This is a genomic window from Kitasatospora sp. cg17-2 (genome assembly GCF_054031055.1).
Genome location: NZ_CM132923.1, coordinates 697,272 through 722,259, shown reverse-complemented (window position 1 = coordinate 722,259; position 24,988 = coordinate 697,272). Strand labels below are relative to the sequence as shown.

Annotated in this window: 23 protein-coding genes and 2 pseudogenes; 9 read left to right on the top strand and 16 right to left on the bottom strand. The window is 75.0% G+C overall.

What is annotated here, in order from left to right; translation table 11 throughout:
- Positions 1–4: 4 nt before the first annotated feature.
- Both ACW14Y_RS02995 and ACW14Y_RS02990 read right to left on the bottom strand, forming a co-directional pair.
- Positions 5–1,177 (bottom strand): GNAT family N-acetyltransferase, encoded by a 1,173-nt coding sequence (locus ACW14Y_RS02995; protein ID WP_456985756.1) that lies wholly within the window; start codon positions 1,175–1,177, stop codon positions 5–7.
- The gene (locus ACW14Y_RS02990; RefSeq protein ID WP_456985755.1) at positions 1,174–1,917 is read right to left on the bottom strand and encodes a class I SAM-dependent methyltransferase; all 744 of its coding nucleotides are present in this window, start codon (positions 1,915–1,917) and stop codon (positions 1,174–1,176) included. Before ACW14Y_RS02990 ends, ACW14Y_RS02995 begins: the two co-directional genes overlap by 4 nt.
- A 350-nt stretch (positions 1,918–2,267) precedes the next feature.
- On the opposite strand from ACW14Y_RS02990, the pseudogene ACW14Y_RS02985 reads away from it, so the two are divergent.
- Positions 2,268–2,411, top strand: a pseudogene (locus ACW14Y_RS02985) (transposase); the annotation flags it as partial.
- Between the two features lie 789 nt (positions 2,412–3,200).
- Here ACW14Y_RS02985 and ACW14Y_RS02980 read toward each other — a convergent pair.
- Together ACW14Y_RS02980 and ACW14Y_RS02975 are read right to left on the bottom strand one after the other, a co-directional pair.
- The gene (locus tag ACW14Y_RS02980) at positions 3,201–4,787 is read right to left on the bottom strand and encodes a protein kinase domain-containing protein (RefSeq protein WP_456988041.1); all 1,587 of its coding nucleotides are present in this window, start codon (positions 4,785–4,787) and stop codon (positions 3,201–3,203) included.
- A gap of 268 nt (positions 4,788–5,055) precedes the next feature.
- Entirely contained in the window at positions 5,056–5,862 is an 807-nt protein-coding gene (locus ACW14Y_RS02975) for a class I SAM-dependent methyltransferase (RefSeq protein ID WP_456988039.1), read from the bottom strand.
- Between the two features lie 548 nt (positions 5,863–6,410).
- Here ACW14Y_RS02975 and ACW14Y_RS02970 point away from each other — a divergent pair.
- The 3 genes from ACW14Y_RS02970 (at position 6,411) to ACW14Y_RS02960 (ending at position 7,968) form a co-directional block, all read left to right on the top strand.
- Positions 6,411–6,704 (top strand): hypothetical protein, encoded by a 294-nt coding sequence (locus ACW14Y_RS02970; protein ID WP_456985754.1) that lies wholly within the window; start codon positions 6,411–6,413, stop codon positions 6,702–6,704.
- 129 nt (positions 6,705–6,833) lie between these two features.
- Positions 6,834–7,631, top strand: coding sequence for an APH(3') family aminoglycoside O-phosphotransferase (locus ACW14Y_RS02965; protein ID WP_456985753.1), 798 nt, complete (start codon positions 6,834–6,836; stop codon positions 7,629–7,631).
- Positions 7,632–7,737: 106 nt separating this feature from the next.
- Positions 7,738–7,968, top strand: coding sequence for a hypothetical protein (locus ACW14Y_RS02960; RefSeq protein ID WP_380393856.1), 231 nt, complete (start codon positions 7,738–7,740; stop codon positions 7,966–7,968).
- Positions 7,969–7,973: 5 nt separating this feature from the next.
- Here the strand turns inward: ACW14Y_RS02960 and ACW14Y_RS02955 are convergent, their stop codons facing one another.
- Positions 7,974–9,098 carry a hypothetical protein gene (locus ACW14Y_RS02955; protein WP_456985752.1) on the bottom strand — a complete coding sequence of 375 codons (1,125 nt, stop codon included), beginning with the start codon at positions 9,096–9,098 and terminating at the stop codon, positions 7,974–7,976.
- A gap of 567 nt (positions 9,099–9,665) precedes the next feature.
- Here ACW14Y_RS02955 and ACW14Y_RS02950 point away from each other — a divergent pair.
- A complete protein-coding gene (locus tag ACW14Y_RS02950) occupies positions 9,666–11,039 on the top strand; it encodes a hypothetical protein (protein WP_456985751.1) in 1,374 nt (457 codons plus the stop codon).
- A 193-nt stretch (positions 11,040–11,232) separates the two neighbouring features.
- On the top strand, positions 11,233–12,090 hold the full coding sequence (locus ACW14Y_RS02945) for an S-methyl-5'-thioadenosine phosphorylase (protein WP_380311940.1): 858 nt from the start codon (positions 11,233–11,235) through the stop codon (positions 12,088–12,090).
- Here ACW14Y_RS02945 and ACW14Y_RS02940 read toward each other — a convergent pair.
- On the bottom strand, positions 12,056–12,511 hold the full coding sequence (locus ACW14Y_RS02940) for a hypothetical protein (protein WP_380311937.1): 456 nt from the start codon (positions 12,509–12,511) through the stop codon (positions 12,056–12,058). The genes ACW14Y_RS02945 and ACW14Y_RS02940 overlap by 35 nt on opposite strands.
- A complete protein-coding gene (locus ACW14Y_RS02935; protein ID WP_456988037.1) occupies positions 12,508–13,644 on the bottom strand; it encodes a molybdopterin-dependent oxidoreductase in 1,137 nt (378 codons plus the stop codon). The genes ACW14Y_RS02940 and ACW14Y_RS02935 overlap by 4 nt, the downstream gene beginning before the upstream one ends.
- A gap of 174 nt (positions 13,645–13,818) precedes the next feature.
- On the opposite strand from ACW14Y_RS02935, the gene ACW14Y_RS02930 reads away from it, so the two are divergent.
- Positions 13,819–15,210 carry a glycosyltransferase 87 family protein gene (locus ACW14Y_RS02930; RefSeq protein ID WP_456985750.1) on the top strand — a complete coding sequence of 464 codons (1,392 nt, stop codon included), beginning with the start codon at positions 13,819–13,821 and terminating at the stop codon, positions 15,208–15,210.
- A gap of 42 nt (positions 15,211–15,252) precedes the next feature.
- Here the strand turns inward: ACW14Y_RS02930 and ACW14Y_RS02925 are convergent, their stop codons facing one another.
- The 3 genes and pseudogenes from ACW14Y_RS02925 to ACW14Y_RS02915 all read right to left on the bottom strand — a co-directional run.
- The gene (locus ACW14Y_RS02925) at positions 15,253–15,927 is read right to left on the bottom strand and encodes a methyltransferase domain-containing protein (protein ID WP_456985749.1); all 675 of its coding nucleotides are present in this window, start codon (positions 15,925–15,927) and stop codon (positions 15,253–15,255) included.
- Complete coding sequence (locus tag ACW14Y_RS02920) at positions 15,924–16,382, bottom strand: TIGR04282 family arsenosugar biosynthesis glycosyltransferase (protein ID WP_456988035.1); 459 nt, start codon at positions 16,380–16,382, stop codon at positions 15,924–15,926. The genes ACW14Y_RS02925 and ACW14Y_RS02920 overlap by 4 nt, the downstream gene beginning before the upstream one ends.
- 177 nt (positions 16,383–16,559) lie before the next feature.
- Positions 16,560–17,279: pseudogene (locus ACW14Y_RS02915) on the bottom strand (glycosyltransferase family 2 protein); the annotation flags it as partial.
- Between the two features lie 169 nt (positions 17,280–17,448).
- Between ACW14Y_RS02915 and ACW14Y_RS02910 the strand changes: the two are divergent.
- Both ACW14Y_RS02910 and ACW14Y_RS02905 read left to right on the top strand, forming a co-directional pair.
- Positions 17,449–18,207, top strand: a complete 759-nt coding sequence (locus ACW14Y_RS02910) for a response regulator transcription factor (protein ID WP_380312825.1) — start codon at positions 17,449–17,451, stop codon at positions 18,205–18,207.
- The gene (locus tag ACW14Y_RS02905) at positions 18,204–19,361 is read left to right on the top strand and encodes a sensor histidine kinase (protein ID WP_380312828.1); all 1,158 of its coding nucleotides are present in this window, start codon (positions 18,204–18,206) and stop codon (positions 19,359–19,361) included. Before ACW14Y_RS02910 ends, ACW14Y_RS02905 begins: the two co-directional genes overlap by 4 nt.
- Positions 19,362–19,364: 3 nt before the next feature.
- On the opposite strand, the gene ACW14Y_RS02900 is transcribed toward ACW14Y_RS02905, so the two are convergent.
- From ACW14Y_RS02900 to ACW14Y_RS02875, 6 genes are all read right to left on the bottom strand, one after another.
- Positions 19,365–20,420 (bottom strand): NAD-dependent epimerase/dehydratase family protein, encoded by a 1,056-nt coding sequence (locus tag ACW14Y_RS02900; RefSeq protein WP_456985748.1) that lies wholly within the window; start codon positions 20,418–20,420, stop codon positions 19,365–19,367.
- Between the two features lie 226 nt (positions 20,421–20,646).
- Positions 20,647–21,678, bottom strand: coding sequence for an NADase-type glycan-binding domain-containing protein (locus tag ACW14Y_RS02895; protein WP_456985747.1), 1,032 nt, complete (start codon positions 21,676–21,678; stop codon positions 20,647–20,649).
- On the bottom strand, positions 21,675–22,265 hold the full coding sequence (locus ACW14Y_RS02890; RefSeq protein ID WP_456985746.1) for a phage tail protein: 591 nt from the start codon (positions 22,263–22,265) through the stop codon (positions 21,675–21,677). Before ACW14Y_RS02890 ends, ACW14Y_RS02895 begins: the two co-directional genes overlap by 4 nt.
- Positions 22,262–24,223, bottom strand: coding sequence for a putative baseplate assembly protein (locus tag ACW14Y_RS02885; RefSeq protein ID WP_380394368.1), 1,962 nt, complete (start codon positions 24,221–24,223; stop codon positions 22,262–22,264). The genes ACW14Y_RS02890 and ACW14Y_RS02885 overlap by 4 nt, the downstream gene beginning before the upstream one ends.
- Entirely contained in the window at positions 24,223–24,645 is a 423-nt protein-coding gene (locus ACW14Y_RS02880) for a GPW/gp25 family protein (protein WP_340635035.1), read from the bottom strand. Before ACW14Y_RS02880 ends, ACW14Y_RS02885 begins: the two co-directional genes overlap by 1 nt.
- Positions 24,645–24,962, bottom strand: a complete 318-nt coding sequence (locus ACW14Y_RS02875) for a PAAR domain-containing protein (RefSeq protein WP_380308029.1) — start codon at positions 24,960–24,962, stop codon at positions 24,645–24,647. Before ACW14Y_RS02875 ends, ACW14Y_RS02880 begins: the two co-directional genes overlap by 1 nt.
- Between the last annotated feature and the right edge of the window lie 26 nt (positions 24,963–24,988).

Genomic DNA, 24,988 nt, shown 5'->3' with positions numbered 1-24,988 from the left:
CGGGTCACGGCAGCGGTGAGTCCCAGCTGGCCCACTCCGGCCCCATGGCCTGGAGGTGGTCCCCGGCCAGCTCCCGCCACCGCCCGGCGGCGGTGATGTTGTGCTCGCGCTGGCGGGCGGGTGCGCAGACGGCGCCGTGCAGCGGCAGCACCACGGCGGCGAGGGGGGTGAGCCGGGCGCCCCGGCGCACCTTGACGTCCCACGCGGAGATCGCCGTCCGGTAGCGCCGGAACCCGCCCTCGGCGGCGTAGTCGAGGGGTGCGTGGTAGGTCAGCAGGAAGTACTCGTTGGTGGGCGCGGTACTCGTGTAGTCGTAGCCGAAGTAGCGGGCGTACAGCCGGTCCCCGTGCTCGTAGCAGACGGTCGCGGCCACCAGGTCGGGACCGCGCAGGCCCAGGAACGCCACGGCGTCGTCGAGCAGGCCGGTGGCACGCTGGGCGTTCAGGGCGTCGAGCACCGCCTGCGGACCTCCGGAACTGCCGTGGCGGGTGCGGTTCTGGGCGATCAGGTCGGCGATGCGGGCAACGACGTCCTCGGTGAGCCGGGCGGTCCTGACGACCGTTCCGGTGCGCTGGAAGGCGCGCATCTCGCTCCTGCGCCGGGTCCGGGTGTGCTGGCTGGCACGGGCCGACAGCTCTCCGGCGCCGCCCGGCGGTACGGGCAGATAGGTGTCGGCCGAGTGCAGCAGCGCGCGGGCCCGGGGGTGGGCCGCCGCCAGCTCCAGGGCGTCCTCGCCGTCGAGGTAGGCCATCACCACTCCGTCGTCGCCCCGGTCGGCGGCGAGTTCCAGCGCCCGTCCCAGGAGCGCCCTCAGCACAGGGCGCCGCCGCGGTCCCCGGACGCACAGCAACTCGTTGCGGACCGAGCGCCGGGTGCCGAGCCAGAGCTGCCTGCCGCCGCCGGCAGCGGCCAGGCCGGGCAGGATGCCGGGCAGCGAGAACATCTCGTCGCCGCGACCCTCGCCGGGCCAGGTCGGCAGCACGCCGAGCAGGACACCGGACGCGGAGGCGGTGACGACCGGGTCCCCGCCGGAGGCGAGGTGGGTGGAGCGCACCCAGCGGTGGCTGCCGTAGAAGTTGTCGGCGCCGACCAGGCGGTCCCAGGCGGCGGAGTCGATGCCGTGGGCGTCGGGGTGGACGAGGGTGCCGATCGCGGTGGGCGCGCGGAGCACGTTCACGGGACGGACACACCCTTCACGCAGCTGATCAGCGCTGCGTGCGGCGTGCGCAGGTACGGCCCCCAGAAGCTCTTTCCGTGCTCGCGCATCCCCTGTTCCGAGACCCGGAACGGGGGCCAGCCGATCTCGGTGAAGCCCGCCTCGGCCAGCGCGCCCTCCAGCGCCTCCCGGCTCCAGTACCGGGCCGTGATCGTCTCCTGGTACGGGCCGAACTCCAGCTCCAGGGTCACCTTCGAGGCGTCGAACCGCGGCTCCGCGTCGAACAACCGTAACCCGTAACGCTCGTAGTACTCGCGCCTGCCGTCGTAGTCGGGGTTGACCGGCAGGGTGACGAACCGGCCGCCGGGCCTCAGCGCCCGCGCGGCCATCCCGCACAGCTCCACGAGTTCCGCGTACTGCTCGGCGTAGGGCAGGACGTAGACGCCGAGCACGGCGTCGAAGGTCCCCTCCAGGGCGGGCGGCAGGGCGTGGACGTACTCGATGCCCCGGTGGCCGGCGGGCTCCTGCGCCCTCGCGTAGGAGAGCATGCCCTCCGACACGTCCTGACCCACCACCAGTTCGGCCCCCTGCGCCTTCAGCAGGCGCGAATAGAGGCCGGTACCGCACCCGAGGTCCAGGACGCGTTCGCCCCGGACCTGCCCCAGGGTCGCCAGTACGCTGTGGGATTCCAGGTCCTTCCGCCACGGCAGGGCGAACATGTCCTCGTACATCTGCGCCAGGCCGTCGAATTGACTGCTCATGTCGCCTCATTTGTTTCTTGGTCCGTGCTGTTCGGTTTGTCGGGCATGCCGCGGCAGGGACCGGTGGACAGATGTGCCCGTGAACCGGCCCGTGCCGAAGGCATGGAGGTCCGCCACGAAAGTGACGGGCATGGGAAATAACTGTCGAGGAGAGTCGGTGGGCGGGGTTAGATCCGTCACCGCCGGACGACTTCGACTCTCGCGGCTAGAGGTTATTCCCGGGCGGGTGAATATGGCCATACCCGAGACCCTGATTTTTATCATTCATACAATACGTCCGGAATATCCCACGGGGTTGTTTCCGGAACTCCCGCCACCGCGGTGTCGTCCTGCCCCGGCCGTTTCCCCGGCGACGCGTACGCGCCCGCGTCGAGCGCACCTTCGCCCGCATGAAGAACTGGAAGATCCTCCGCGACTGCCGACAGAAGGGCGACGGCCTGCACCACGCGGTGCAGGCCGTCGCCCACATGCACAACCTCGCCCGAACCACATGAAACCAGCAGGCCGGACCACATACCGACCTGCCCCCACCCGGACTCCTGCAACAAGCTTTGGGCCCGAGTTACGTGCTGGCGGTTGTCCGGGTCCTGGAGTGGGTCGTCTACCGCTATGTGTACGTGTTCACGGTGGCGGTGTACGAGGGGTGGCCTATCGAGCCCCTGGCCGCCGGCTCGCCGGTGTGGGAGGCCGCAGCCGACTTGGCGCTTGATCCTGATCGGTTGTGGCACGGGGATCAGCGGTCAACCCCGACCACGGGCGCCGGAAGGCCGGGACCGATGCGTGGTGACGGAGACCTTCGGGCTCGCCAGGACGAGCCTGCTCCGCCCGAGGGGGGTACGTGGGCCGACTGCCCTGGTGGCCGCGCCGCGCAGGGCGGCCGGATCCTCGCGCCCGGGGTCCGGGCCGGGGCGTGCAGGCGGTTGACGTCCGCGACGTCGCCGAGTTCGCGCGGACCGTTGCCGACACCTGGTCCTGGTTGTGCCGGGGCAATGTCTCGGTGCCGCAACGGCGGTGGGCCACGCGCTGGATCGACCCCGACAGGGAGCGGGCTGTCCTGGAGAGCGTGCGCTGACCGACCGCCCCGCGGTGCCGCAACAGATCGCCCGCGAGCGTCGTCGTCCGCGTGAACGGGTACTGAGCCCGGTCGTCCGATTCGACGGTCGGTCGGCGCGTTCGCCACCGTTGCCGCGCCGCCGCTACGGGTGCAGCGCAGGCAGTGCCAGGCCCGGCGCCGCTCCGGCCGGCCAGGAGTCCGGCTTCGGGTTGCTCGTCGCCCGGTGCGGTCAGTTGCGCTTCGGTCTTCTGGTCGTCGGGTTCTTCCGTCCGATTGGGGTGCAGCCTGCGGCCAGGATCAGGGCGTTCGCGATGATGTACGTCCACCCGCCTGCCACCAGGGTCCTGTGGTACCCGATGCCACTTATGAGGAAGTTGGCGACGGCGTAGACGGACACTCCCGCCAAGAGCATGGAGATCCCGTTCGCGACGGTGGCCACGCTCTTCAGCTTCCCGCGGCTGCGTCCCGTTCGAAGCTGCCCGACCCCGGCGAGGGCGATTGCCGTCGCGGTCCCGAGGACGAGGGTGGCGGCGAACGCCGAGTAGTCGCTGCTGGGGTCGGGGGTGTAGCTGGTCGTTCCGAAGGGGTGATGCCGGTCGACGACCAGGATCACCTGGGCCTGCTCGCTCCTGGAGAGCCTGAGCTCTTCCGCCATCGGGTTCGTGCCCGCTGCCAGCAGAGCAACCCCGGCCATGACGAGCAGGGCCTTGCCGAGGGTGGTCGACGGGCGCTTGTCGGGGCGCTCGCGTGGCGACTGCAACGAAGACCTGTCGGGTCGCGTCGGCGGTACGGGCGATCCGCCCTGTGGATCGGCCGGACGTGACCGCCCGGCACCGTCTCCGCCGCCGGGTGGCGACGCAGGCATGGTGGGGGTGGGTCTGACCTGGTGCGGTGGCGGGGTGGTGAGCGTGCGCAGGGCGTCGGTGCGTTCGCGGATGGCCTCGCGCGCACCGTCGATGGCCATCCAGGCACCGGGACGGGTCGTGCCGCCGAGCAGCGCGTCGCACCGTTCCCGGATCCGCGCCGGCGTCGGCCGGCGGTCGGGGTCCTTGCTCAAGCAGTCGGTGATCAACTCGCGCAGCGGCTCGGGCACGGCGGACAACTGCGGGGAGTCGGCGGTGACCCGGTGGACGACCGCCCACTTGTTCTCCGCGCCGAACGCCTCCCGCCCGGTGGCCAGGAAGTACAGGGTCGAGCCGAGCGAGAAGACGTCGGAGGCCGGGCCGACCGGGCGGCCCGTCGCCTGCTCCGGCGACATGTACAACGGGGTGCCGATCCGGGTCGACTGACTGGCGTACGTCACCGACTGGGAAAGGGACTTCACGATCCCGAAGTCGATGACCTTGGGCCCGGTCTCGTCGAGCACGATGTTCGCGGGCTTCAGGTCGCGGTGCACCACCCCGGCCGCGTGGATGTCCGTCAGTGCGTGCGCGATCCCTCCTGCCAGCAGCAGCACCTGGTCGTGCGGCAGCGGGCCGGCTCGGACTACCAGGTCGTGCAGCGAGGGTCCGGCCACGTAGGAGGTCGCCAGCCACGGCCGCGCCGCATGCGCGGACGCGTCCAGCAACGGTGCGATGTGAGCGCCGCGCACCCGCTGCGCGGCGGTGATCTCGCGGGAGAACCGGGCTGCGAACTCCGGATCCTGTGTGAACTCGGGACGGACCACCTTCACCGCGGCCGGCACTCCGCCGGGCGACAGGGCCAGGAACACCTGACCCATCCCGCCCTCGCCCAGGCGCGCGAGCAGCCGGAATCCGCCGAAGCCGTCGGGATCGTGCCCTCGTAACCCCGTGAACCGGAACGCCGCCCCCACCACGACCAACAGCCCCCTCGCCACTGTGCCCCGGATCGCAGTACGAACGGTCACCGTTCGTTCTTTCGCACCGAGGGTACGGGCGATTGCCGGTCCGTCACCAGTGGCCGGTCCGTCCGCCCCGGATCGGTCCGTTGTGGGTGCTGTTGCTGTGACCACATCTGGCGGTGGCCAGCGGCCGGTGCTTCCTCCGGCGGTCGCCCGCCGATCCCGGCGACCGCCCCGACCCGGCCGCAGACCGAGAGTCGGCCGGTCCGGCCGTGGTGGGGTGTCAGCGTGCGGTGACCCAGTAGGCGGCGAGTGGGCGGTTGCCGTGCGGTGCGGCGACGGCTCGCAGGACGTCGCTCTGGCCGAGGACGAGTTGCCGTACCGGTTCGGGCAGCGCGGCGAGCCGTTCTCCTGCGGTGATCAGGTCGAGGCAGGCGGCGATCTCCCAGTCCGCGTCCTGGAGGGCGTCGGTGTCGACCGGCCCGTCGCCGTCCGCCGTCCAGCCCGTTTCGGGCAGGAGCCGCAGCAGCGCCTCGCGGGAGAATGGCGTGCGGATGTTGCCCTCGCCGTGCGAGCCCGCGGCCTCGATCTGGCCCTGGACCAGTACGGCGAGCAGGTGTGCCAGCCGGTCGCCGGAGGGGGGTGTCAGGTCCCACTCGGTGAACCACAGGCGTCGCGCCCAGGGCCGTACCCGGGTCAGCGTGTCGCGCAACTGCCCGAGCGAGGCGAAGTACCAGGAGCAGTGGGCGAGCACGACGTGGTCGAAGGCGTCGGAGGGGAAGTCGACCGACAGGTCGCGGACATCCGTGCCGAAGCGGAAGTCGATGCGCGGCCCGAGCGGGCCCGCCGCGAGCCGGGCCGCCGATTCCCCGAGCGTGACCGGCGCCCCGTAGGTCGGACCGGCGACATCGACGGCCACCACGCGCCCCCGGGGGCCGACGGCCTCCGCGAGGACGGCGGTCATGTCGCCCTGACCGCAGCCCAGTTCGAGGACGGTGGAGCCGGGCTCGATGTCCCAGCTCTCCACGAGCGAGACGCGGTGGCGGGTCTGTACCAGCTGGGCGTCCGGGCTGTGGTCGGCGGCGGCCATGGCCTGCACGAGCGACGGAATCCTGGCGCGGAGATCGAAGTGCTTCACACAATCCTCAGTGGCTGTTCGGCGAACCGGTGAGGACGAGGGTACGAGACGCTCCTCGTCGGCGCCTGCGATTTCTCGCTCTGGTGCTCTGCTGCGTTGCGGTATCTGCTCCTGTACTCGTGGGGGTACCTGCTCCAGCGGGTCTCCGGGTGCCCGGGGCAACTGCTCCCGACGCGGCGCGCGTTCCCGTCCGGACGGTGGCCCGGCCACCGTCCGGACGCTGACGTGTCGCCGTTGCGTACGGCACGAGGTCTGCAGGCCCGTCGGCCGTGAGCTGCGGGCCCTGCTCGGAGGCGGTGCGGGGGTCGCCACGGACTTGGCCCGACCTCCTCGGCCGACTGCGTGGCCGGGCCCGTAGCGGCCCACCGGGCCGACTGCCGCCGGTTGCAGATGGCCGAGGACACCTCGCGCCCAAGGGACGTCCCGTCATCGACCTCCGGAGGAGAGGGTCGGGTCGACTCGGTGAGGCGGGCTCCGACGTCCAGCCCCTGGCCTACCGGGTGCTCCTGATCGGCACCCACCTGGCCGCGAACGCCGCCTGCGCCTGGACCTGTTCGCGCTACAGCGGCCCCACCGTCGGTCGGGAGCTGCGGCTCGGTCTGCGACTGTTCGGCTGGAGCGCGGCGCCGGCCGGGGTGAACTGGCTCGGCCACGGCGTGCCGCTGGCCGTACCCGCGGACCGACTGCGGCCCGGGCTGCGGCTGCTGCTGGACCTGTACGCGATGCCGCGCACGGCCGCGGTCCTGGTGCCCACGGTGACGGCGGTGGCTCCGGCGGCCCCGGGCGTCAACTAGCCGACAAGACCGCCTTCCTGGTGGCGGTGGCGCGGGCCCGCAGATCACCACTGGTCCGCCGGTTCGAGGCGGCCGGCGCCGCGCGGGGCCGGGACGCGTGAGGGCCCGGCCGTGCGGCATGATGACCCCATGGACCGCACGTTGCGCCATCGTTACTCGACCTACGAGTGGACGCCGGTGACTGACGGTGACTCAGGGGCTCTCGTGCATCTGCTCGTCGGACCGCGCTCGAATCTCTACGCCAAGATCGCCCCGGCGGCGCCGGACGGCAATCCCGCGCTCGACCTGGCCGCCGAGGCCGACCGCCTGGCCTGGCTGGCCGACCAGGGCATCCCGGTGCCGCGCATCGTCGACCGCGGCGCGGACGCCGACGCGGTCTGGCTGGTCACCGAGGCCGTCCCCGGTGTCGGCGCCGCCGAGGAATGGCCGGCCCACCGGCGCCCGGCGGTGGCCGCCGCGATCGCCGGGATCGCCCGGGCGCTGCACGAACTCCCGGTCGACAAGTGCCCCTTCGACCGCAGCCTCGCCACCGCCGTCCCGCTCGCCGAACAGGCCGTCGCCTACGGCCTGGTGGACCTGGAGAACCTGGAGGACGAGCGGGAGGGCTGGTCGGGGGAGCGGCTGCTCGCCGAACTCCGGCGCACCCGCCCGGCCGACGAGGACCTTGTCGTCTGCCACGGTGACCTGTGCCCGAACAACGTCCTGATCGATCCCGACACCCTCACGGTGACCGGGCTGATCGACGTGGGCCGCTTGGGCCGCGCCGACCGGCACTCCGACCTGGCGATCGCGCTCCGTGAGCTCCGGCACGTCGAGGACCCGTGGTTCGGCCCGGACTGCGTGGAGAGCTTCCTGGAGCGCTACGGGGCGACGGAGCTGCGGAGCGACCGGATCGCCTTCTACCAACTGCTCGACGAGTTCTTCTAATTCTCCCGGGGCCGGTCCGGAGGCCGGCCGCGCACCGCGCTCAGCGACCGGCAAGAAGCGCAATGTCACGCTCGAACAACTCGACGTCCTCGCCGAGTTCTTCGGCGTGCCGCCCGAGTACTTCCTGAACGACGCGGTCGCCGAGCGGGTCAACTCCCAGCTCAGGCTCGCGCACGCGCTGCGCGACACACGCGTGCGCTCGCTCGCGCTGCGCGCCGAGGGGCTCTCCGCGGCGAGCCTCGACGCCCTGCTGATCATGGTTGACCAGGCCCGGGCCGTCCAGAACCTCTCACCCGTCAGTGCCGACCCGGACCTTCCGGCCGACGGCACGAACTGACCTCGCTACCCCGCTCGTGCGGCGAAGCTCCACACCAGTGCCAGGGTGATCGCCAGGTATCCCGCCAGGCCCGCCGTCGCGACCAGGCGGTTCCACCGCCCCGCCTGATCGGCGCTGCCGCCGTGCACCGTCCAGCGCCAGGAGAGGACGGTGGCGACGACCGCCAGCAGGAGGAAGCCGAGGGTGAGCAGGTGGAGCCAGTCGAGGAGAGTGAGCCCGACCGTGCTGGTGATCACCGTGTTGACCTGCTGCATGTTCAGCATCACCACGAACAGCCCACCGGCGAGCATGGCGAGGCGGCTCTGGAGGGAGTTCAGCCGCTCTCCCATGCCCAGGGCCTCGGTGTGCGCGGGCAGCAGGAAGGTCGCGGTGACCACGAGCACCATGAGGAACAGCGGCCCGGTGAGTTTCCAGAAGACCGTGGGATCGTCCCTCGCCAGATCGATCTGCACACGGATCCTGCTGTAGGTGCTCGTGGCCCCCGGCGGCAGCGTGACATCACCGAAGTTCGTGGGATAGACGCGCTGGGCGGGTTCGAGCCGGAAACCCGTGATCCGCCACCCTGCCGGCCGGATCTCCCTGTTGTAGGTCGAGTTGACGTTGTCCGGGAGCATCCGGAAGGTCCGGCTCTCCGCCGCCGCCGTCACCAGCACCTCGATCCGCTGCCGGTCGAAAGGAAAGGCGCGGACGTCCCAGTCCTGCCGGAAGGTCCCCTGCAGGAGCATCAGGTCCCTGAACCTGCCGGCCTCGGAGGTCAGGACGGGATCACCCTTCTCCGGATCGTCGGCGTTGGTGAACGCGGCCGTGGGCAGCGGGTCCAGCTTCGGGTCCGGACAGATCGACCACAGGTACAGCCGTGCGGAGAAGACCCGCTTCGCGGGATCCAGGTCGTACAGGTCGTTGACGTAGGTGCCGAGGTCACAGCCGGGTACGGACGAGGGTGCCGCGAGCGGTGCGACGGGCGCGGCGGTCGCGGCCGGATCCCTCCCGGCATCGGCCGACGGCCACATCGCGCACACGCAGGCGACCAGCACGAGGGCAGCCGCGACGGCGATCCGGCGCCACCCCCGGAAACCCGCCCGCGGCGGCCGCCCCGACCTCACCGTCCGTCCCGCACGCTCCTCAGCCATATGTCCAGGAGCGTGACCCGGGCCGAGGACATCGAACCGACCGTCCCGCCCAATACACCGGTTCGAGTGAAGAGCGCCCCGGCCCACGTGGCGCACGCGGCAGGCCGACCGGCCCCGACGGGCTGCGGTCAGTGGTCGGAGACGGACAGGCGGGCGTGGATGCGGTGGCCGCCGACGGGTGTGGTGCCGCAGGTGAGCGTGCCGCGCAGGCTCTCGGCGCTTTCCCGCAGGACGGGGGTACGGCCGTCGCCGACAAGGGGGCCCGCGAAAGCCGACAGGGGGCCAGCGGACCTCCGGACGGTCGGTCCGGGGGCAGCCGGACGGTGGCCCCGGAGCGGCCGGTCCGGGGGATCACAGACCCGGGTGCTGCCGGAGAGGCTGGCCCCGCCCCGACCCGCCGTCCGTGCGGGCTCCTCAAGGGCACGTGGTCCACCGGAAAGGAAACACCACCGTGAACGACGGACAGCACCGGTCCGCGCCGCCGCGCTCCGGCGCCGACGGAAACCCGTGGGCCCCCACCGGGACCAGCGCTCTCGGCCGCGCGCCGGGCCTTCCGGGGCGTTGCTCGTGGTCCACCCGCTGACGCTGCTGCGCACGGGGATGGGTCTGTCCCACCCCGAGTACGCCCGTCTGGTGGCCGAGCGGCACGCGGGCCTCGGTCACGGGCGGACGGCCGCGCGGCGGGAGAAGGTGTCGCGGTGGGAGTCGGGGCGGATCGTGCCCGAGTACACCGCGCAGCTGGCGATGGCCGACATCCACGGCGTCCCGCCCGGGCAGGTCGTACGGCTCGGCTGGCCGCACTGGCTGTACCTGGCCGTCGGTGACGCTCCACTGCGGGACGAGCACTGGAACGGCGGCGGTGCGGCCGCCGTCCTGCGCAGCTCGGCCCACCTGGCGGAGGTCGCCGCCCCGCCCGGGTTGGTCCTCCGCGGACCGGCCCTGGCCGGCCACCTCAAGGCGGCGGTCGCGCGTGCCTCCGCCCCGGGACGCGGCCGGGTCGGGGGCGGCGAACCCACCGGGGTGGACGGGCTGGCGTGGATCTCCGCGCGCGTCGCGGGTCTGGAGCAGCAGTTCCACCGCACCCAGCTGCCGCCGACGGCGCTGTACGTGGCGGCTGTGGCCGAACACCGGCTGGTCGTGCGGCTGCTTACGGCGGCCGGCCAGGACCGGGCCACCGGGCGTCACCTGCTGTTGCTCGGGGCGCGGACCGCGCTGCTGTGCGCCTGGATCAGCGGTGCGCTCGGTGAGCAGGCCCGGGCGGAGCGGCAGGCGCTGGCGGCGATGCGGGCGGCCGCCGTGGCGGGGGACCGGGTTCGGGTGTCCCGGGCGATGCTGCTGCTGGGCCTGCGGCATTTGGAGGCCGGTGACCCCGCCGACGTGCGGATGCTCGTCCGTGCCGCCGGTGCCGCCGGTGCCGCCGACCCGGACCGTCCGGCGGCGTTCGCGGCGGTGCTGCACGGCGCCCGGGCCATGGCCCGCGCTCGCGAGGGCGAAGCCGGCCGTGCCGACCGGTCGTTGGCCCGGGCGGAGGAGGCCGTCGCCGGCTGCGGGGACGCCTCGGTGTCGGACACCGGGCGCGAAGCCGAACCGGACCACCTCACCCTGAACCTCGTTCGGGCCCGGGTGGCGGTCCACCTCGGACGTTCCGAGCGGGCGGAGCGGCACGTCGACGCCGTGACGCGGGCTCTGGCCGTACCGCGTTCCGACGGTACGCCTCCCTTCACCGCGCTCTACCTCCTGACTGTTCTCGATGTGGCCCTGGCCCTGGGGGACGTCGATCGTGCCGCGGACGTGGTCGAGCAGGTCGTGGTGGTCACGGGGGGTCTTCCTCCGGTGCTCGGCCGTCAGTTCCGCGAACGACTCGACCGCCTCGACCCCCTGCGGCGCGAGCCTCGCGTCCGCCGTGCGGCCGAGCGGTTGGCGGAGTACGGGGCTCCCTGAACCTCGCTGCCGCTCGGCCTCCTCCCTCGACGGGCGTGGCGGTGCACCCGGACCCGGTGCCCCCGGGTCCCGTCGTCACCGGAACGAGCACACGGGGGACGTTCGCGATTCGTAAGGACCGGCGGCCCGGATCCGGCGCGGTCCGTTCCTACAGTGGCCCGGAGGCTGTTCCCGAGGAGAGAGGCGGACCGCGATGACGGTCGACCAGGACGTCCGGCCCAGCGCCGAGGTGGGCGTGATCGGAGGGTCCGGGCTCTACGAGCTGCTGGACGACGTGACCGAGGTGCGGGTGGACACCCCGTACGGCGAGCCGAGCGACGCGCTGTTCGTGGGCGAGGCGGCCGGCCGCCGGGTCGCGTTCCTGCCGCGGCACGGACGGGGCCACCGGCTCCCTCCGCACCGGATCAACTACCGGGCGAACCTGTGGGCGCTGCACACCCTGGGTGTGCGCCAGGTGCTGGCGCCCTGCGCGGTCGGCGGGCTGCGGCCGGAGTACGGGCCGGGCACCCTGCTGGTGCCCGACCAGTTCGTGGACCGGACCTCGGGGCGCCCGCAGACCTTCTACGACGGTCTGCCGCTGCCGGACGGCACGGTGCCCGAGGTGGTGCACGTGTCGACGGCCGACCCGTACTGCCCGGCCGGGCGGCAGGTGGCGATGGAGGCCGCCGGGGAGGCGGCCTGGGAGCCGGTCGACGGCGGCACGCTGGTGGTGATCGAGGGCCCGCGCTTCTCCACCCGCGCGGAGTCCCGCTGGTTCACCGCCAACGGCTGGTCGGTGGTCGGCATGACCGGGCACCCGGAGGCCGTCCTCGCCCGTGAACTCGGGCTCTGCTACACCTCGGTGGCGCTGGTCACCGACCTCGACGCGGGCGTCGAGAGCGGTGCGGGCGTCACCCACGGCGAGGTGCTGAAGGAGTTCGCCCGCAACGTCGACCGGCTGCGCACCGTGCTGTTCAAGGCGGTGGAGCGCCTCCCCGCGGTGCGCGACTGCCCGTGCCCGCACGCCCTGGACGGCCTCACGACCGGTCTCCCCGGGGTGCCCGGCGCCTGACGCCGCGGTCCCGGTACCCGGCGGCGGGATCCCGGCGCCGCCACCGTCCGACCAGCGCGACCAGCAGCGCGAGTCCGGCGGTGGCGGCCAGCACCAGCAGCCAGTTGCGCAGGTACGGCAGCGGCAGCACGGACGGGTTGCCGCCGTCGTCCCCGGCGCGCAGCACGGCCGGCAGGCCGACGGCGGTGACGGCCGCCGCGACCACCAGCCAGCCGCGCAGCACCGGCCCGCGCACCAGGAACGCGCCCAGCAGGCACAACAGCGGCACCCACAGGCCGTCGTGGAGCACCAGCCCCCCGAACCCCCAGACCAGGACGTCCACCGGGTCGGTGAGGTACGGGTCGCCGAGCAGCCCGTACAGGCCGTAGCCGATCAGGGCGAGGCCGGCCGCCAGCAGCAGGCCGCGGACCGCGGCGGTCATGCGACCACCTCGATCCGGGCGACCCACTTGGTCTGCAGGACACCGGGCCGGTTCGGCGCGACGATCCGCGCCGGGAACCCGTGGTCCGCCGTCAGCACCTCGCCGTTGACCCGCAGGGCCAGCAGACTGAGCGGATCGTCCGCGTACCGCGCGGGCATCTCCATCACCCGGTAGGGCCCCTCGGCCTCCAGCGAGGTGACCCGGGCCGAGGACCCGGCCGGGGCCCCGGCCCGCACCAGCAGGTCGGAGACCCGGACCCCGCCCCACCGGGCGGTGGCGCTCCAGCCCTCCACGCACGCGATCGGCAGCTCCACCTCGTACTGGGGGAGTTCGCCGAGCTCGGCGAGGGTGAGCGCGTACGGCCTGGGCCCGTCGACCACGAGGCGCCAGCCGGCCGGCACCGTGAGCGTGCCGGCCTGGGCGGCGGTGCGGTTCACCGGCAGGCCCTGGGCGCCGAGGTCCGGGCGGCGCGGTGCCAGCAGGTCCAGGGCACGCAGCCAGGGCACCGTCTGCCCGGCCGTGACCAGGGTGACCGTGCCGGTCGCGGCGAACACCGAGGCGAGGAACGCCCGGCGCCCGACCAGCACCGGCGCCGCCCGGCGCCACCAGTTCGCCGCGATCAGCGGCGCCTTGACCGCGAGGTGGACCAGCAGTCCGCCGGTGGCCAGCCAGCCCAGCCAGAAGTGCGTCTGCCGGAACGGGAACGGCCACGGGTACCACTGGAGGGTGTTCAGCAGACCGGTGAACAGCTCCAGCAGGACGGCCGCGACCAGGACCGCGATGCCGAGCCGCTCCAGGGCGTGCAGCACACTGCGCGCCGGGGGCCACTCGAACAGCCGGGGGTAGACCGCCCACAGCTTCGCGCCGGCCAGCGGGACCGCGGCCAGACCGGCGATCACGTGCAGGCCCTGGGTGACGCGGTAGCCGTTCACCGGACGGGCCGGCAGGTGGGGGGCGAGCCAGGTGGGCGGGTCCTGGAGCAGATGGCTGACGAGGCCGGTCAGGAAGCACAGCAGCAGGGCCGCGCCCAACCACCGTCCCACGACGACCACCGTCCGCGGCTCGTGCAGCGGCGAGGTGAACGCGCCCTCGCGGAACGGCCCGCGCCGCAGGAACGACGGGGGAGCGGGCAGCGGCGGGTCGTAGCGACGGCGGGCGGCCGGGGTGCCGGAGTCGGCGGGTTCGGATTCCACCTGCCCATCGAAGCGCCCGGACGGGCCGGACCGGTGCTCCGACGTGCTTACGGAATCCGAACGGTGGCCCCGCCGCCCGGCCCGCCGGGCCCCGCCGGTGGGAGGGTGGCCGACGTGATCCCCCGTACCGTGCTGCCCTGCCTCCTCGCCCTGGCCGCCCTGGTCACCGCCCTGGCGCTGACCGTCGCCGAGGGCGGCGCCCTCCCGCGCCACGGCTGGTACCTCCTCGACGTCGCGCTCTTCGCCCTCGCGGTACCGCTGCTGCGCCGGGTGCCCGGACGGCAGGCCGTGCCGCTGGTCCTGGCGGGCAGCGTCGCGGTGGCCGCCGTCGGGCTCCTGGCCCCGCCGCGGACCAGCGACGACGCCTACCGCTACGTCTGGGACGGGCGCGTCCAGGCCGCCGGGGTCTCGCCCTACGCGCACACCCCGGACGACCCGGCGCTGGCCCGCCTGCGCGATCCCGGTCTCTTCCCGACGGGCGACGGCTGCACCGGCTGGGACGAGCGGCGGACGGCGGCCGGGGACTGCACCCGCATCAACCGGCCGGCCGTGCACACCGTCTACCCGCCCGTCGCGCAGGCCTGGTTCCTCGCGCTGCACCCCTTCGGGGGCGGGGTGCGCGGCGTCCAGGCCGCCGGGGCACTGCTGGCGGTGGCGACCACCGGCCTGCTGCTGGGAACGGGGCGGGCGCCGTGGCGCGCCGCGCTGTGGGGGTGGTTCCCCGGCGTGACCGTGTGGGCGGTCAACGACGCGCACGTGGACACGCTCGGCGCGCTCCTGACGGTGGCCGGGCTCGGCTGCGCGGCCCGGGGCCGAGCGGTCCGCGGGGGGCTCCTCCTCGGCGGCGCGGTCGCCACCAAACTGCTGCCGGCCCTGGCCCTTCCCGGGGCGCTGTCCGGCCTGCTGGCCCGCCGCCCGACCCGCGGCGACGTCCTGCTGCTCGGCTCCGCGCTGGGCGCGTTCGCCCTCTCCTACCTGCCGTACGTCGCGGCCTCCGGCATCTCCGTCCTGGGCTACCTGCCGGGCTACCTGCGGGAGGAGGGCTACGAGCAGGGACACCTCGACCGGTTCGGGCTGCTGCGCCTGGTCCTGCCGGACCGCCTCGCACCGTGGGCGGCGGGGCTGGTGCTGGCGGTCGTGGTGGTCCGGGTGCTGCTCCGGGGCGACCGGGAGCGGCCCTGGGAGGGCGCGCTGCTGGTGACGGGCACCGCGCTGCTGCTGGTCTCGCCCGGATACCCGTGGTACGGGCTGCTGGTGGTCGCGCTGGTCGCCCTCGACGGCCGCTGGGAGTGGCTGGCCGTTCCGGCCGCCGGGCAGGCGCTCTACCTGACCGGAGGGCAGACGGCGCAGCAGCTCTCCTACGGGACGGCGCTGTGCGTCGTCCTCCTGGTCCCGCTGCTGCGGCAGCGGCTGGCGGGGCGGGCGGTCGTGACGGTGGGCGGAGGGTGGGCGCCCGACCCGGACCGGGGACACCCGGTCCGGGGCGGCGGCGCACCCCGCCCCTGAGCCGCCGCACCGGGGGCGCGCCCCCCGGTGCGGCGGACGGCCTCAGCCGGCGGGTGCGGCGGCGTGCCTGCGCAGGGCGAGGAAGCGCCGGCCGTGGGAGGTCCACCGTTCCGCCTCGACCAGCCCGGCGCCGCGGGCCCGCCGGACGGCGGCCCCGGCGCCGAGGCGCGCCCAGGCGAACGGCGGCCCGAGCCGGCCGTCCGGGCCCTCGACCCGGACGGTGACGCGCTCGTCGACCTCCTGCGGTTCCACCTCCACCAGCAGCAGCCCGTCCGGCGCGATCAGTTCGGCGGCCCGCCGCAGCAGGGCCTGCGGGTTCCCGCCGATGCCGAGGTTGCCGTCCGCCAGCAGGGCGGCGCCCCAGCGGCCCTCGGCCGGCAGCCGGTCGAACACCGACCGGCAGAGCGCCGCCCCGCCGAGGCCCAGGGTGCGGCTGACGGCCGCCGGGGTGACGTCGACGCCGAGTGCCGGGACCCCGAGGGCGAGCAGCGCGGCGACCAGCCGGCCGGGCCCGCAGCCGAGGTCCACGACCGGCGCGGACAGGTCGAAGCAGCGCAGCAGCAGGCTGTGGTCACCGCCGTCGGCGGGCGCGCACCAGCGCTCGATGTCCAGCGGGATCCGGCGGCCGTCGTCGCCCCGCAGCCACAGCGGACCGCGTCCGGTGCGGACGGCGTCGGCGAACGGGTCGTCGATCCAGGCCGTCGCGGTGCCGCTCAACCCGCCACCTCGGGGGCGGTCCGGAACGAGCGCAGGCGGGCGGCGAACCGGCTGTGCGGTGCCTGGGCGGCGACCAGCCGGGCGTCCTCGACGGTGTCGACGTCGGTGGCCTCCGGCAGCCGGCGGACCGCCAGGCCGGCCGCCGCGAGCCGGTCCAGGAGCACCCGACCGGTGTCCGGGGTCGACATCGGCACGCCCAGGAGGAGCCGGCGGGCGAGGTCCTCGGTCGGCCGGGCCAGGCCGAGGGCCCAGAAGCCGCCGTCGGACGCGGGCCCGTACCAGGCGTCCGCCCCGGCCCGGCGCACCGGTGAGAGCGGCTCGGCCAGGGTGGCCGCGCCCACCTGCGGGGTGTCCATGCCGACCAGCAGCGCGGGCGCGTGCGGGGCGAGCCGGGCCGCGTGGCCGAAGGCCGCGGCGAGTCGCGCGTCCAGTCCGCCGCCGCTCTGCGGGACCACCTGCCACCCCGGCGGCAGCCAGCGGCCCGGTTCGCCGTCCAGGACCAGCAGGCGCCGTCCGGCCGGTACGGTCGCCAGGGTGTGCAGGGTGTCCACGAGCGCGGCCTCGGCCAGCGCCGCCGCCTGCTCGGGTGTGCAGGCCGGGGTGAGCCGGGTCTTCACCCGGCCGGGCACGGGAGCCTTGGCGATGACCAGCAGGGTGGGCGGCGGGGCGGCCAGGACGGCCCGCATGTCGCGGATCGCCTGCCGGGTGCCGCGCAGCGTGCCGGTGACCTTCGACCGGCCGGCGCGCGGCAGGTAGTCGACGGAGGTCTCGGCGATCCGCATGCCGGCGGCCGAGGCGGCGAGCACCATCTCCAGCGGGTACCCGGAGCGGCGGTCGCCCAGCCCGAGGGCGAGCAGGCGCTCGCGCCGCGCGGCCCGCATCGGCCCCAGGTCGTGCAGCGGGGCACCGGTGCGGGCGCGCAGGCGGCGGGCCAGCACGGTGTTGGCGAGCCTGGCGTGCAGGGGCCAGGCGTTCACGGCCACCGGCCGGCGGCGGCCGAGCACGAGGTCCGCGCTGCCGTCGGCCAACGGGGCGGTGACCCGGGGCAGTTGGGCGGGATCGAGGGAGCCGTCGCAGTCCAGGAAGCAGACCAGCTCGGCGGTGGCGGCGAGGAGCCCGGCGTGGCAGGCGGCGCCGAATCCGCGCCGGGACTCCTCGACCACGGTCGCCCCGAGCGATCGGGCCAGCTCGGCCGAGCCGTCGCGGGAACCGTTGTCCACGACGATCGCCCGCCAGCCCGGCGGGATCCGCCCGAGCACCCAGGGCAGGGCCGCCGCCTCGTCGAGGCAGGGCAGCACGACATCGACACCGGAGGAAGGAGGAAGAGGGGTAACGGAGGTCACGCCGGTCACGCTAGGGGCCGTTCGGCTCCGCGCGGCGGCGCCGCAGCCTTACGGAAGTCGAACGTCCCGCCGACGGCCCACCGGGGCGCCGGCGCGGCAGGTCCCCGGATCTTACGGAGGTCGAACGGCGGACCGCGGCGGCGTCCGCACCGGCGCGGGGGCACCTATCCTCGGCGGGGTGAACGAGCCCTCCGCCACCACCGGACCCCCGGCCGCCGGCCGTGTCCTGGTGATCGACGACGACCCGACCGTGGCCGAGGTCGTCGCCGGTTACCTCGCCCGCGCCGGCCACCGCGTCGACCACGCCGCCGACGGCCCGCAGGGGCTCGCCCTCGCCCGCGCCCACCGCCCCGACCTGGTGGTCCTCGATCTGATGCTCCCCGGCATCGACGGCCTGGAGGTGCTCCGGCGCCTGCGCGGCCAGGACAGCGGTGCGCAACTGCCGGTCGTCATGCTCACCGCCAGGGGCGACGAGGCCGACCGCATCCTCGGCCTGGAACTGGGCGCCGACGACTACGTCACCAAACCGTTCAGCCCGCGCGAGCTCGTCCTGCGGGTCCAGTCGGTGCTGCGGCGCGCGCGGGCGGGGGCACCGGCGCCCGGCACCCCGGCCGGGCCCGTCCGCTCCGGGGACATCACCCTCGACGGACCGGCCCGTCGTGCCCACCGGGCGGGGAAGGAACTGGCGCTCACGGCAAGGGAGTTCGACCTGCTGGCGTTCCTGCTCCGGCACCCCGGGACGGTGTTCTCCCGGCAGGAGCTGATGGCCCGGGTCTGGGGCTGGGACTTCGGCGACCTCTCCACCGTGACCGTCCACGTGCGGCGCCTGCGCGAGAAGATCGAGGACGACCCCGCCGCGCCGCGGCTGATCAGCACGGTGTGGGGCGTCGGCTACCGCTACGACCCGGCGCGGCGCGCCGAGGAGGACCGCTCGTGAAGGACCTGCTGCTGATCGCGCTGTTCGCCGCCCTCGGCGCCGGTGGCGCGGGCCTGCTCGGCTGGCCCGCCGTCCGGCTGCTGCGCCGACGCTCGATGGCGCTCTCGCTGTTCTGCGTCGCCGCCGTCACCGTGCTCGCCGTCACCTCCGGGACCTTCGCCGTCGCGCAGGCCATGTTCCTCTCCTCCCACGACCTCGGTGTCGTGATAACGGTGCTCGCCATGGCCGCCGTCGTGTCGCTGTGCACGGCCGCGCTGCTGGGGCGGCAGGTGGTCGCCGGAAGCCGGGCGCTGACCGTGGCCGCCAGGACCGTCGGCAGCGACACCGGCTTCACCGCGCCCGCCCACCCGCTGGGCCGCGAACTGGCCCAGCTCAGTGGGGAGCTCGCCGCCACCAGCGCCCGGCTCGCCGAGTCCCGGGCCCGCGAACAGGCCCTCGAACAGTCCCGGCGGGAGCTGGTCGCCTGGATCTCGCACGACCTGCGCACCCCGCTGGCCGGACTGCGGGCGATGGCCGAGGCGCTGGAGGACGGCGTCGCCGAGGAGCCCGAGCGCTACCTCCGGCGGATCCGCACCGAGGTCGAACGGCTCACCGGCATGGTGGACGACCTGTTCGAACTCTCCCGGATCCAGGCCGGCACCCTCTCCCTCTCGCTCTCCCGGGTGTCCGTCTACGACCTGGTGGACGACGCCCTGGCCGGCGCCCACGCGCTGGCGCGCCAGCGGGGCGTCCGGCTGGAGGGCCGGCAGGTGGAGCCGGAGCCGGTCGAGGTCGACAGCCGCGAGATCACCCGGGTCCTGGGCAACCTGCTGGTCAACGCGATCCGCTCGACCCCCCAGGACGGCGTGGTCGCGGTGTCCGCGCGGCGGGAGGCGGACGAGGTGCTGCTCTCCGTCACCGACGGCTGCGGCGGCATCCCCGCCCAGGACCTGCCCCGGGTCTTCGAGACCGGTTGGCGCGGCACCGCGGCCCGCACGCCCAGGCCGGCCGATCCCGGTGAGGGGTCCGACCGGCCCGAGGCCGGCGGCAGTGGTGCGGGCCTGGGCCTCGCCATCGTCCGCGGCATCGTCGAGGCCCACGCCGGGCGCGCCCGCGTCCACAACGTCGCCGGCGGCTGCTGCTTCGAGATCGCCCTGCCGTCCGCCCGCGGCTGACCTTCAGACCCGCAGCGGCGCGGCCGCGAACTCCGCCATGCCCCGGTCGAAGGACACCCGCGGCAGCCAGCCCAGCTCGGCGCGCAGCCGGGCCGAGTCGGCGGTGACGTGGCGCACGTCGCCGAGCCGGTACTCGCCCGTCACCACCGGCGCCGGGCCGCCGTGGGCCGCGGCCAGCGCGGCCGCCATCCCGCCGACGGTGCGCACCTCGCCGCTGCCCACGTTGTACGCCCGGGCGCTGCCCGGCGGCCGGTCGCCCACGGCCGCCAGTGCCGCGAGGTTCGCGGCGGCGACGTCCGCGACGTGGACGAAGTCCCGGCGCTGGCCGCCGTCCTCGAAGACCCGGGGCGCCTCGCCCCGGGCGAGGGCCGACCGGAACAGCGAGGCCACTCCCGCGTACGGGGTGTCGCGCGGCATCCCGGGGCCGTACACATTGTGGTACCGCAGCGTCAGGACGGCTCCGCCGCAGGCCCGCGCCCACGCCGCGGCCAGGTGCTCCTGGGCGAGCTTGGTCACCGCGTAGACGTTGCGGGGGTCGGCGGGCGCGCTCTCCGCGACCAGGTCCGGCCGCAGCGGAGCCCCGCAGACCGGGCAGGGCGGCTCGAACCGCCCGGCGTCCAGATCGGCGGGCCGCCGCGGCCCCGGTGCCACCTCGCCGTGCCGCGCGCAGCGGTAGCGCCCCTCCCCGTAGACCACCATGGACCCGGCCAGCACCAGCCGCCGGACACCGGTCCGCGCCATCGCGGCCAGCAGGACCGCGGTGCCGAGGTCGTTGAAGCCGACGTACTGCGGCGCGTCGTCCAGGTCCAGCCCCAGCCCGACCATCGCCGCCTGGTGGCAGACCGCGTCCACGCCGGCGAGCGCCTCCTCGACAGCCGCCGCGTCCCGGACGTCCCCGCGCCGGAAGTCGACACCCGGGGGCAGCACGGGCGCCCGCCCGGTCGGATGGACCGCCGGCAGCAGGGCGTCCAGCACCCGCACCGCGTGCCCGGCCGCGACCAGGGCCCGCACCACGGACACACCGATGAAACCGGCACCGCCGGTGACCAGGATTCTCATGCCGCCGACGCTAGCGGCCGTCCCGACCCGCGGCGCCCCGACACGGGGCGGCGTCAGGGAACGGTAAGACGCGGGCGCCGCCCCCCCGTGGGGGAGCCCGGTCCTCCTCGGCCGACGTCCAGGCCCGGCGCGGCCACGGGGGGCGTCAACGGGGGGTGCGTCCACGGGGGTGCGGCGCGGATCGGCGCCGGTCCGGCACCGGTCCGGCACCGGTGTCCGCCGGGGCTCAGCTCCGCCGGAAGAACTCCAGCTCGGCCAGGGCGAGATGGCGGTCGCCGTCCAGGCCGGCGGGGGCTTCGAGGGTCAGCCGGACGGTGGTGACGTCGCTGATGCCGGTGTCGAAGGTCTGCGGGCCGGGCTTGTCGATCAGGGTCAGCTTCTTGACCGACTTCCGGCCGTTCGAGTCCGTCACCTCCAGGTCGATCCGCAGGGCCCGCCCCTCGCCGGCGTAGTCCTCGGGCGAGGTCGAGGCGCCGTTGGTGACGATCACGGCCACCAGGCGGAAGGGTTCGGCGAAGGTGCAGGTGATCGAGGCACCGGGGCCCGGTGCGCCCCAGTAGCGGTTGCTGAGCCCGTCCGTGGCGTTGCCCGCCGGCCGGCCGGGTACCTCGGCACTCGCCTCCACGCGGACCGGGGTGACCTGTTTGCTCTTGCCCAGCTTGTCCCGGGTGTCCGCGACCAGGTTCCGGCCGGCCGGCAGCAGCAGGAGGCCGCCCGCGCACAGGGCCAGCACCACGGCCAGGACCACCAGGAAGCGGGTGGCCCGGCCCGAGCCGGCCCGGGTGCGGCGCCGCCGCCGGATCGTCCGCCACCAGGGGAGCGGCGGTGGGGCCGTACCGGGCGCGAGCGGGGTCGCGCAGCGGCGGCAGAAGCGGCGGTCGGGCGGGTTGGGCGTGCCGCAGGAGGGGCAGGGCGTTCCGGCGGTGTCGTCGTCCACCGGGACCGGCCGGACGACCGGGCGTGGTGCGACGGCCTTCGCCGGCCGTACGGGCTGCGGCGAGTCGGGGAGGGGAGGGGAAGGGGGAGGAGCGGCGGCGGCGCGCCGGGGTTCGGCGCGCGGGGGTTCGGTGGACGGGGGCTCGGCGGGCGGGGGCTCGGCGGGCGGTGACGGGTCGGGGGGACGGGGGACGGCGGGAGGCGAGGGGTCGGCGGCCGGGGCAGCCGGGGTGTCCGACCAGCCCAGGTACGAGCCGCAGTTGCCGCAGAAGCCGTCCGTCGGACCGTTGGCCGCCCCGCACGCGGGACACTCGCGCGTCACTGTCGCCCCTCCTCGTTCGTGGGCGGTCCCGGCAGGACCTCCACCCGGCAGACCGTGTGGACCGGGCACAGGCTCCGGACCAGCGCCCGGACCCGGTCGGCGTCCACCTCGTGCGCCGCGTCCACCGCTCCGCCGTGCCGCAGCGGCCACACCCGGACGAGCACCTCGTCGGCCGGGGCGGGCGGCAGCGCGCCACCGGCGGTGCTCGACCAGGCGGCCCCGCCGTCCCCGGTGATCTCGGCGGCCACGTCCAGCACCAGGCGCAGAGCCTCGACCAGGCCGCGCCGGGTGCCGCTCCAGCGGTGCAGTTCCACCGCGCCGGCCACCGCCTCCCGGCGCAGCGCCAGCGGCCAGCGCGGATCGTCGGCGCCGCCCACCCAGGTCGCCAGCCAGGCCAGGAAGTCGGCCGGCGCCAGCCGCGGATCGAAGTACGCGGGCAGGCTGTCGAGGGTGGTGAACACCGGGGCCAGGACCGTGTCCAGCCCCGCCGTGAACCGTTGCGCGAAGTCGTCGTCGGCGTACAGCGCGGGAAGCTGCTCGCCGATCGGGTGGCGGCTGGGCAGGTCCGGGACGGCGGCGCGGCTCATCCGCGCACCTCCGGCTCCCGCGCGGTCACGAGCACCTGGTGCTGGTAGGAGAAGACCAGCGCACCCGCGCCGACGTCGACCCGGTCGACCGGGGCGCCGCGCCGGCCCGTGACCGGGTCGGCGGCGAACAGCCGGATCTCCTCCACCACCACCTCCCCGACGGCGCGTTGCAGCACACCGAACACCTCCCCGTACTGCACGGGCCGCCCGAACGGCCGGCCCGTTCCGTCGGCTCCGCCGCGCAAGGGGTCGAAGTGCCGGTAGAGCGCGTCGAGCGCCGCGTCGCGCACCCGGTCGGCGGCCGCGGCCGGTGCCGAGAGCCGGGCGACGACGGTGACGCCCTGGTAGAACGGCGGCTCGACGAGGAGCCGGGTGCCGATCAGGCGCCGCTCGTCGAGGGCCGCGGTGATCCCGGCGAGGACCTGGTCGGACGGGATCAGCTGTTCGAAGCGCAGCCGGCCGCCCTCGTCGGCCACCGCGTCCGGCACCACCAGGACCCGTACCGCGCCCGCGCCCGCGTCCCGGTCGGGCAGGCAGCGGACCCGGCGCACGGAGGGGGCCGCCTGCCGGGCGATGATCTCGTAGTCCTCGGCGGTCACCGCGCGCTCCTGCATGCGCAGCGTCTCCGGCGCCCGCAGCTTGGCGTTGTCGACGGTCTCCCCGGCGACCCCGCCGCGCGCCGCCTCCCGGTTGACGACCCGGGCGACGTACGGGACGGAGCTGCGCAGGACGGAGACCGCGCCGCGGGAGACGTTGCCCGCCGGGCCGCCGCCGGTGCGGTAGCGGGCCACCCGGATCCGGGCGCCCTTGGCCGGTACGGCCCCGCACGCGCGCAGGGTGCCGTCGGCCTCGCGCAGCACCGGCGGGAACGCGAACTCGCCGGTGGTGGCGTCCACCCGGACGTGCCGGTCGGCCGGCCCCGAGTGCCCGAAGTGCTCCACCACCTCCCAGCGCTGCCACCCGTCCGGCGAGGACACCTCCACCACCGGGGGCTCCCCGTCGAGCAGCACGGGCGGGCGGCCGAGCCGGAAGGACTGCCCCGCCACCCCCTCCGAGACGCCGAGCGGCACGTCGGTCACCCGCTCGGCGTGCTCCACGGCCGTGGTGCCGCCGACGGTGAAGACGGCGGCCTCGCGCACCGTCGGCGACTCCGAGTAGAACGGCTGCCCCGGCTCCGCCTCGGTGACCCGGCAGCGCAACCAGCCCGCCCTGGTCCCGCCGATCAGCGACGCCGTGTGTCCGGCCGGCACGTACACGATGACCTCGCCGGGCCGGTTCAGCCCGCCGGTGCTGTCGGAGCCTGTCTCGCAGCGCTGCCACCGGCCGCCGTCCCACGCCTCCCACACCAGCGGGGGCTGGCGCGGGTCGACGCCGACGCCCTCGACCCGGCTGTCCAGGCGGACCGCGACCACGCAGCGCGGCACCGCCGTCGGCAGGCCGAACAGCAGCGCGTCACCGGGCTCGGGCGCGGCCTGGAAGCACGGGACGTCCCGGCCCTCGGCCAGCGCACCCGTCCGGTCGGTCTGCTCGCCGGTACGGGGCGCGGTGACCAGCCGGATCAGCTCGCTCGGCAGGATCCGCAGGTCGTCGGTGGTGGCGAAGACCACGGCCGCCCCGGTCTCGCCGGCCGCGGTCGTCACCTCGGTGCCCGCGGGCAGCGTCACCGGGTCCGGCTGGGGCGCCGACAGCCAGAAGTCGACCTCGGCGACGGCCGCCGACGGCGGGTACAGCCGGATGCCCAACAGGTCCAGGAAGGCCAGGTAGTTCTTGTCCGGGACCCGGTTCAGCCGGTACAGCAGCTGGTCCACGAGGTAGGCGAACGTCTCGATCAGGGTGACGCCCGGGTCGGAGACGTTGTGGTCGGTCCACTCCGGGGCGCGCTGCTGCACGTACCGCTTCGCCTCGTCGACGAGCTGCTGGAACCGTCGGTCGTCCAGGTTGGGGGAGGGCAGGGCCATCAGTCCGCGACCGTTTCCTCGGTCCCCTGCTCGGAGGGGATCGTGTAGAAGGGGAAGACCAGGTTGCGCCGGTCGTTGGTGGTGCGCACCGTGTAGCGCACGTCGATGTAGAGGGTGGCCGTCTCCACCGCGTCGAAGGCCACGACGACCTCGTCCACCGCGATCCGCGGCTCCCAGCGCTCCAGCGCCTCGCGCACCTGCTGGGCGATCCGCCCGGCGGTGACGCCGTCGCCGGGGGCGAAGACGTACTCGTGGATGCCGCAGCCGAAGTCGGGCCGCATCGGCCGCTCGCCGGGCGCGGTGCCCAGCACGAGGCGGATGGCCTCTTCCAGTTCCCGCTCCCGCTCGACCATGGCGATCCCGCCGGTCGGCCCGACCCGCAGCGGGAACGCCCAGCCGCGCCCGATGAACCGATCGCCCATCACACTCCTCCGATCAGCACGTCGGGCGCACCGGTCAGGACCGTCGCGCCGCACGCCGCCTTGTCGCGGGCCCGCGCGGCGGGCAGTCCGCCGATCAGCACCGCACCCCCGGTGACGGCGGCCGGGGAGGGCAGCAGGACGTTCCCCGGCCCCAGGGCCGCGTGCGGCGGTACCGGGCAGACGTGCAGGCTGCCCACCACGGCGGCGGGCCGCCCGCCGATCAGCACCGTCGCCACCCGCGCGGCGGCACCGGGCGGCGGGGTCGCGACCCGGCCACCGTGGTCGGTGGGGTCACCGGTACGGGCTGCGGCTGGCATCGGGGGCTCCTCGGGGAGAAGGGGGA

Coding starts and splice junctions, on each gene's coding strand:
- ACW14Y_RS02880 (WP_340635035.1), bottom strand. CDS start 24,645: ATGGGCGATCGGTTCATCGGGCGCGGCTGGGCGTTCCCGCTGCGGGTC.
- ACW14Y_RS02990 (WP_456985755.1), bottom strand. CDS start 1,917: ATGAGCAGTCAATTCGACGGCCTGGCGCAGATGTACGAGGACATGTTC.
- ACW14Y_RS02955 (WP_456985752.1), bottom strand. CDS start 9,098: ATGGCTGAGGAGCGTGCGGGACGGACGGTGAGGTCGGGGCGGCCGCCG.
- ACW14Y_RS02940 (WP_380311937.1), bottom strand. CDS start 12,511: ATGACCGCCGCGGTCCGCGGCCTGCTGCTGGCGGCCGGCCTCGCCCTG.
- ACW14Y_RS02945 (WP_380311940.1), top strand. CDS start 11,233: ATGACGGTCGACCAGGACGTCCGGCCCAGCGCCGAGGTGGGCGTGATC.
- ACW14Y_RS02890 (WP_456985746.1), bottom strand. CDS start 22,265: ATGAGCCGCGCCGCCGTCCCGGACCTGCCCAGCCGCCACCCGATCGGC.
- ACW14Y_RS02885 (WP_380394368.1), bottom strand. CDS start 24,223: ATGGCCCTGCCCTCCCCCAACCTGGACGACCGACGGTTCCAGCAGCTC.
- ACW14Y_RS02900 (WP_456985748.1), bottom strand. CDS start 20,420: ATGAGAATCCTGGTCACCGGCGGTGCCGGTTTCATCGGTGTGTCCGTG.
- ACW14Y_RS02875 (WP_380308029.1), bottom strand. CDS start 24,962: ATGCCAGCCGCAGCCCGTACCGGTGACCCCACCGACCACGGTGGCCGG.
- ACW14Y_RS02975 (WP_456988039.1), bottom strand. CDS start 5,862: ATGGCCGCCGCCGACCACAGCCCGGACGCCCAGCTGGTACAGACCCGC.
- ACW14Y_RS02965 (WP_456985753.1), top strand. CDS start 6,834: ATGGACCGCACGTTGCGCCATCGTTACTCGACCTACGAGTGGACGCCG.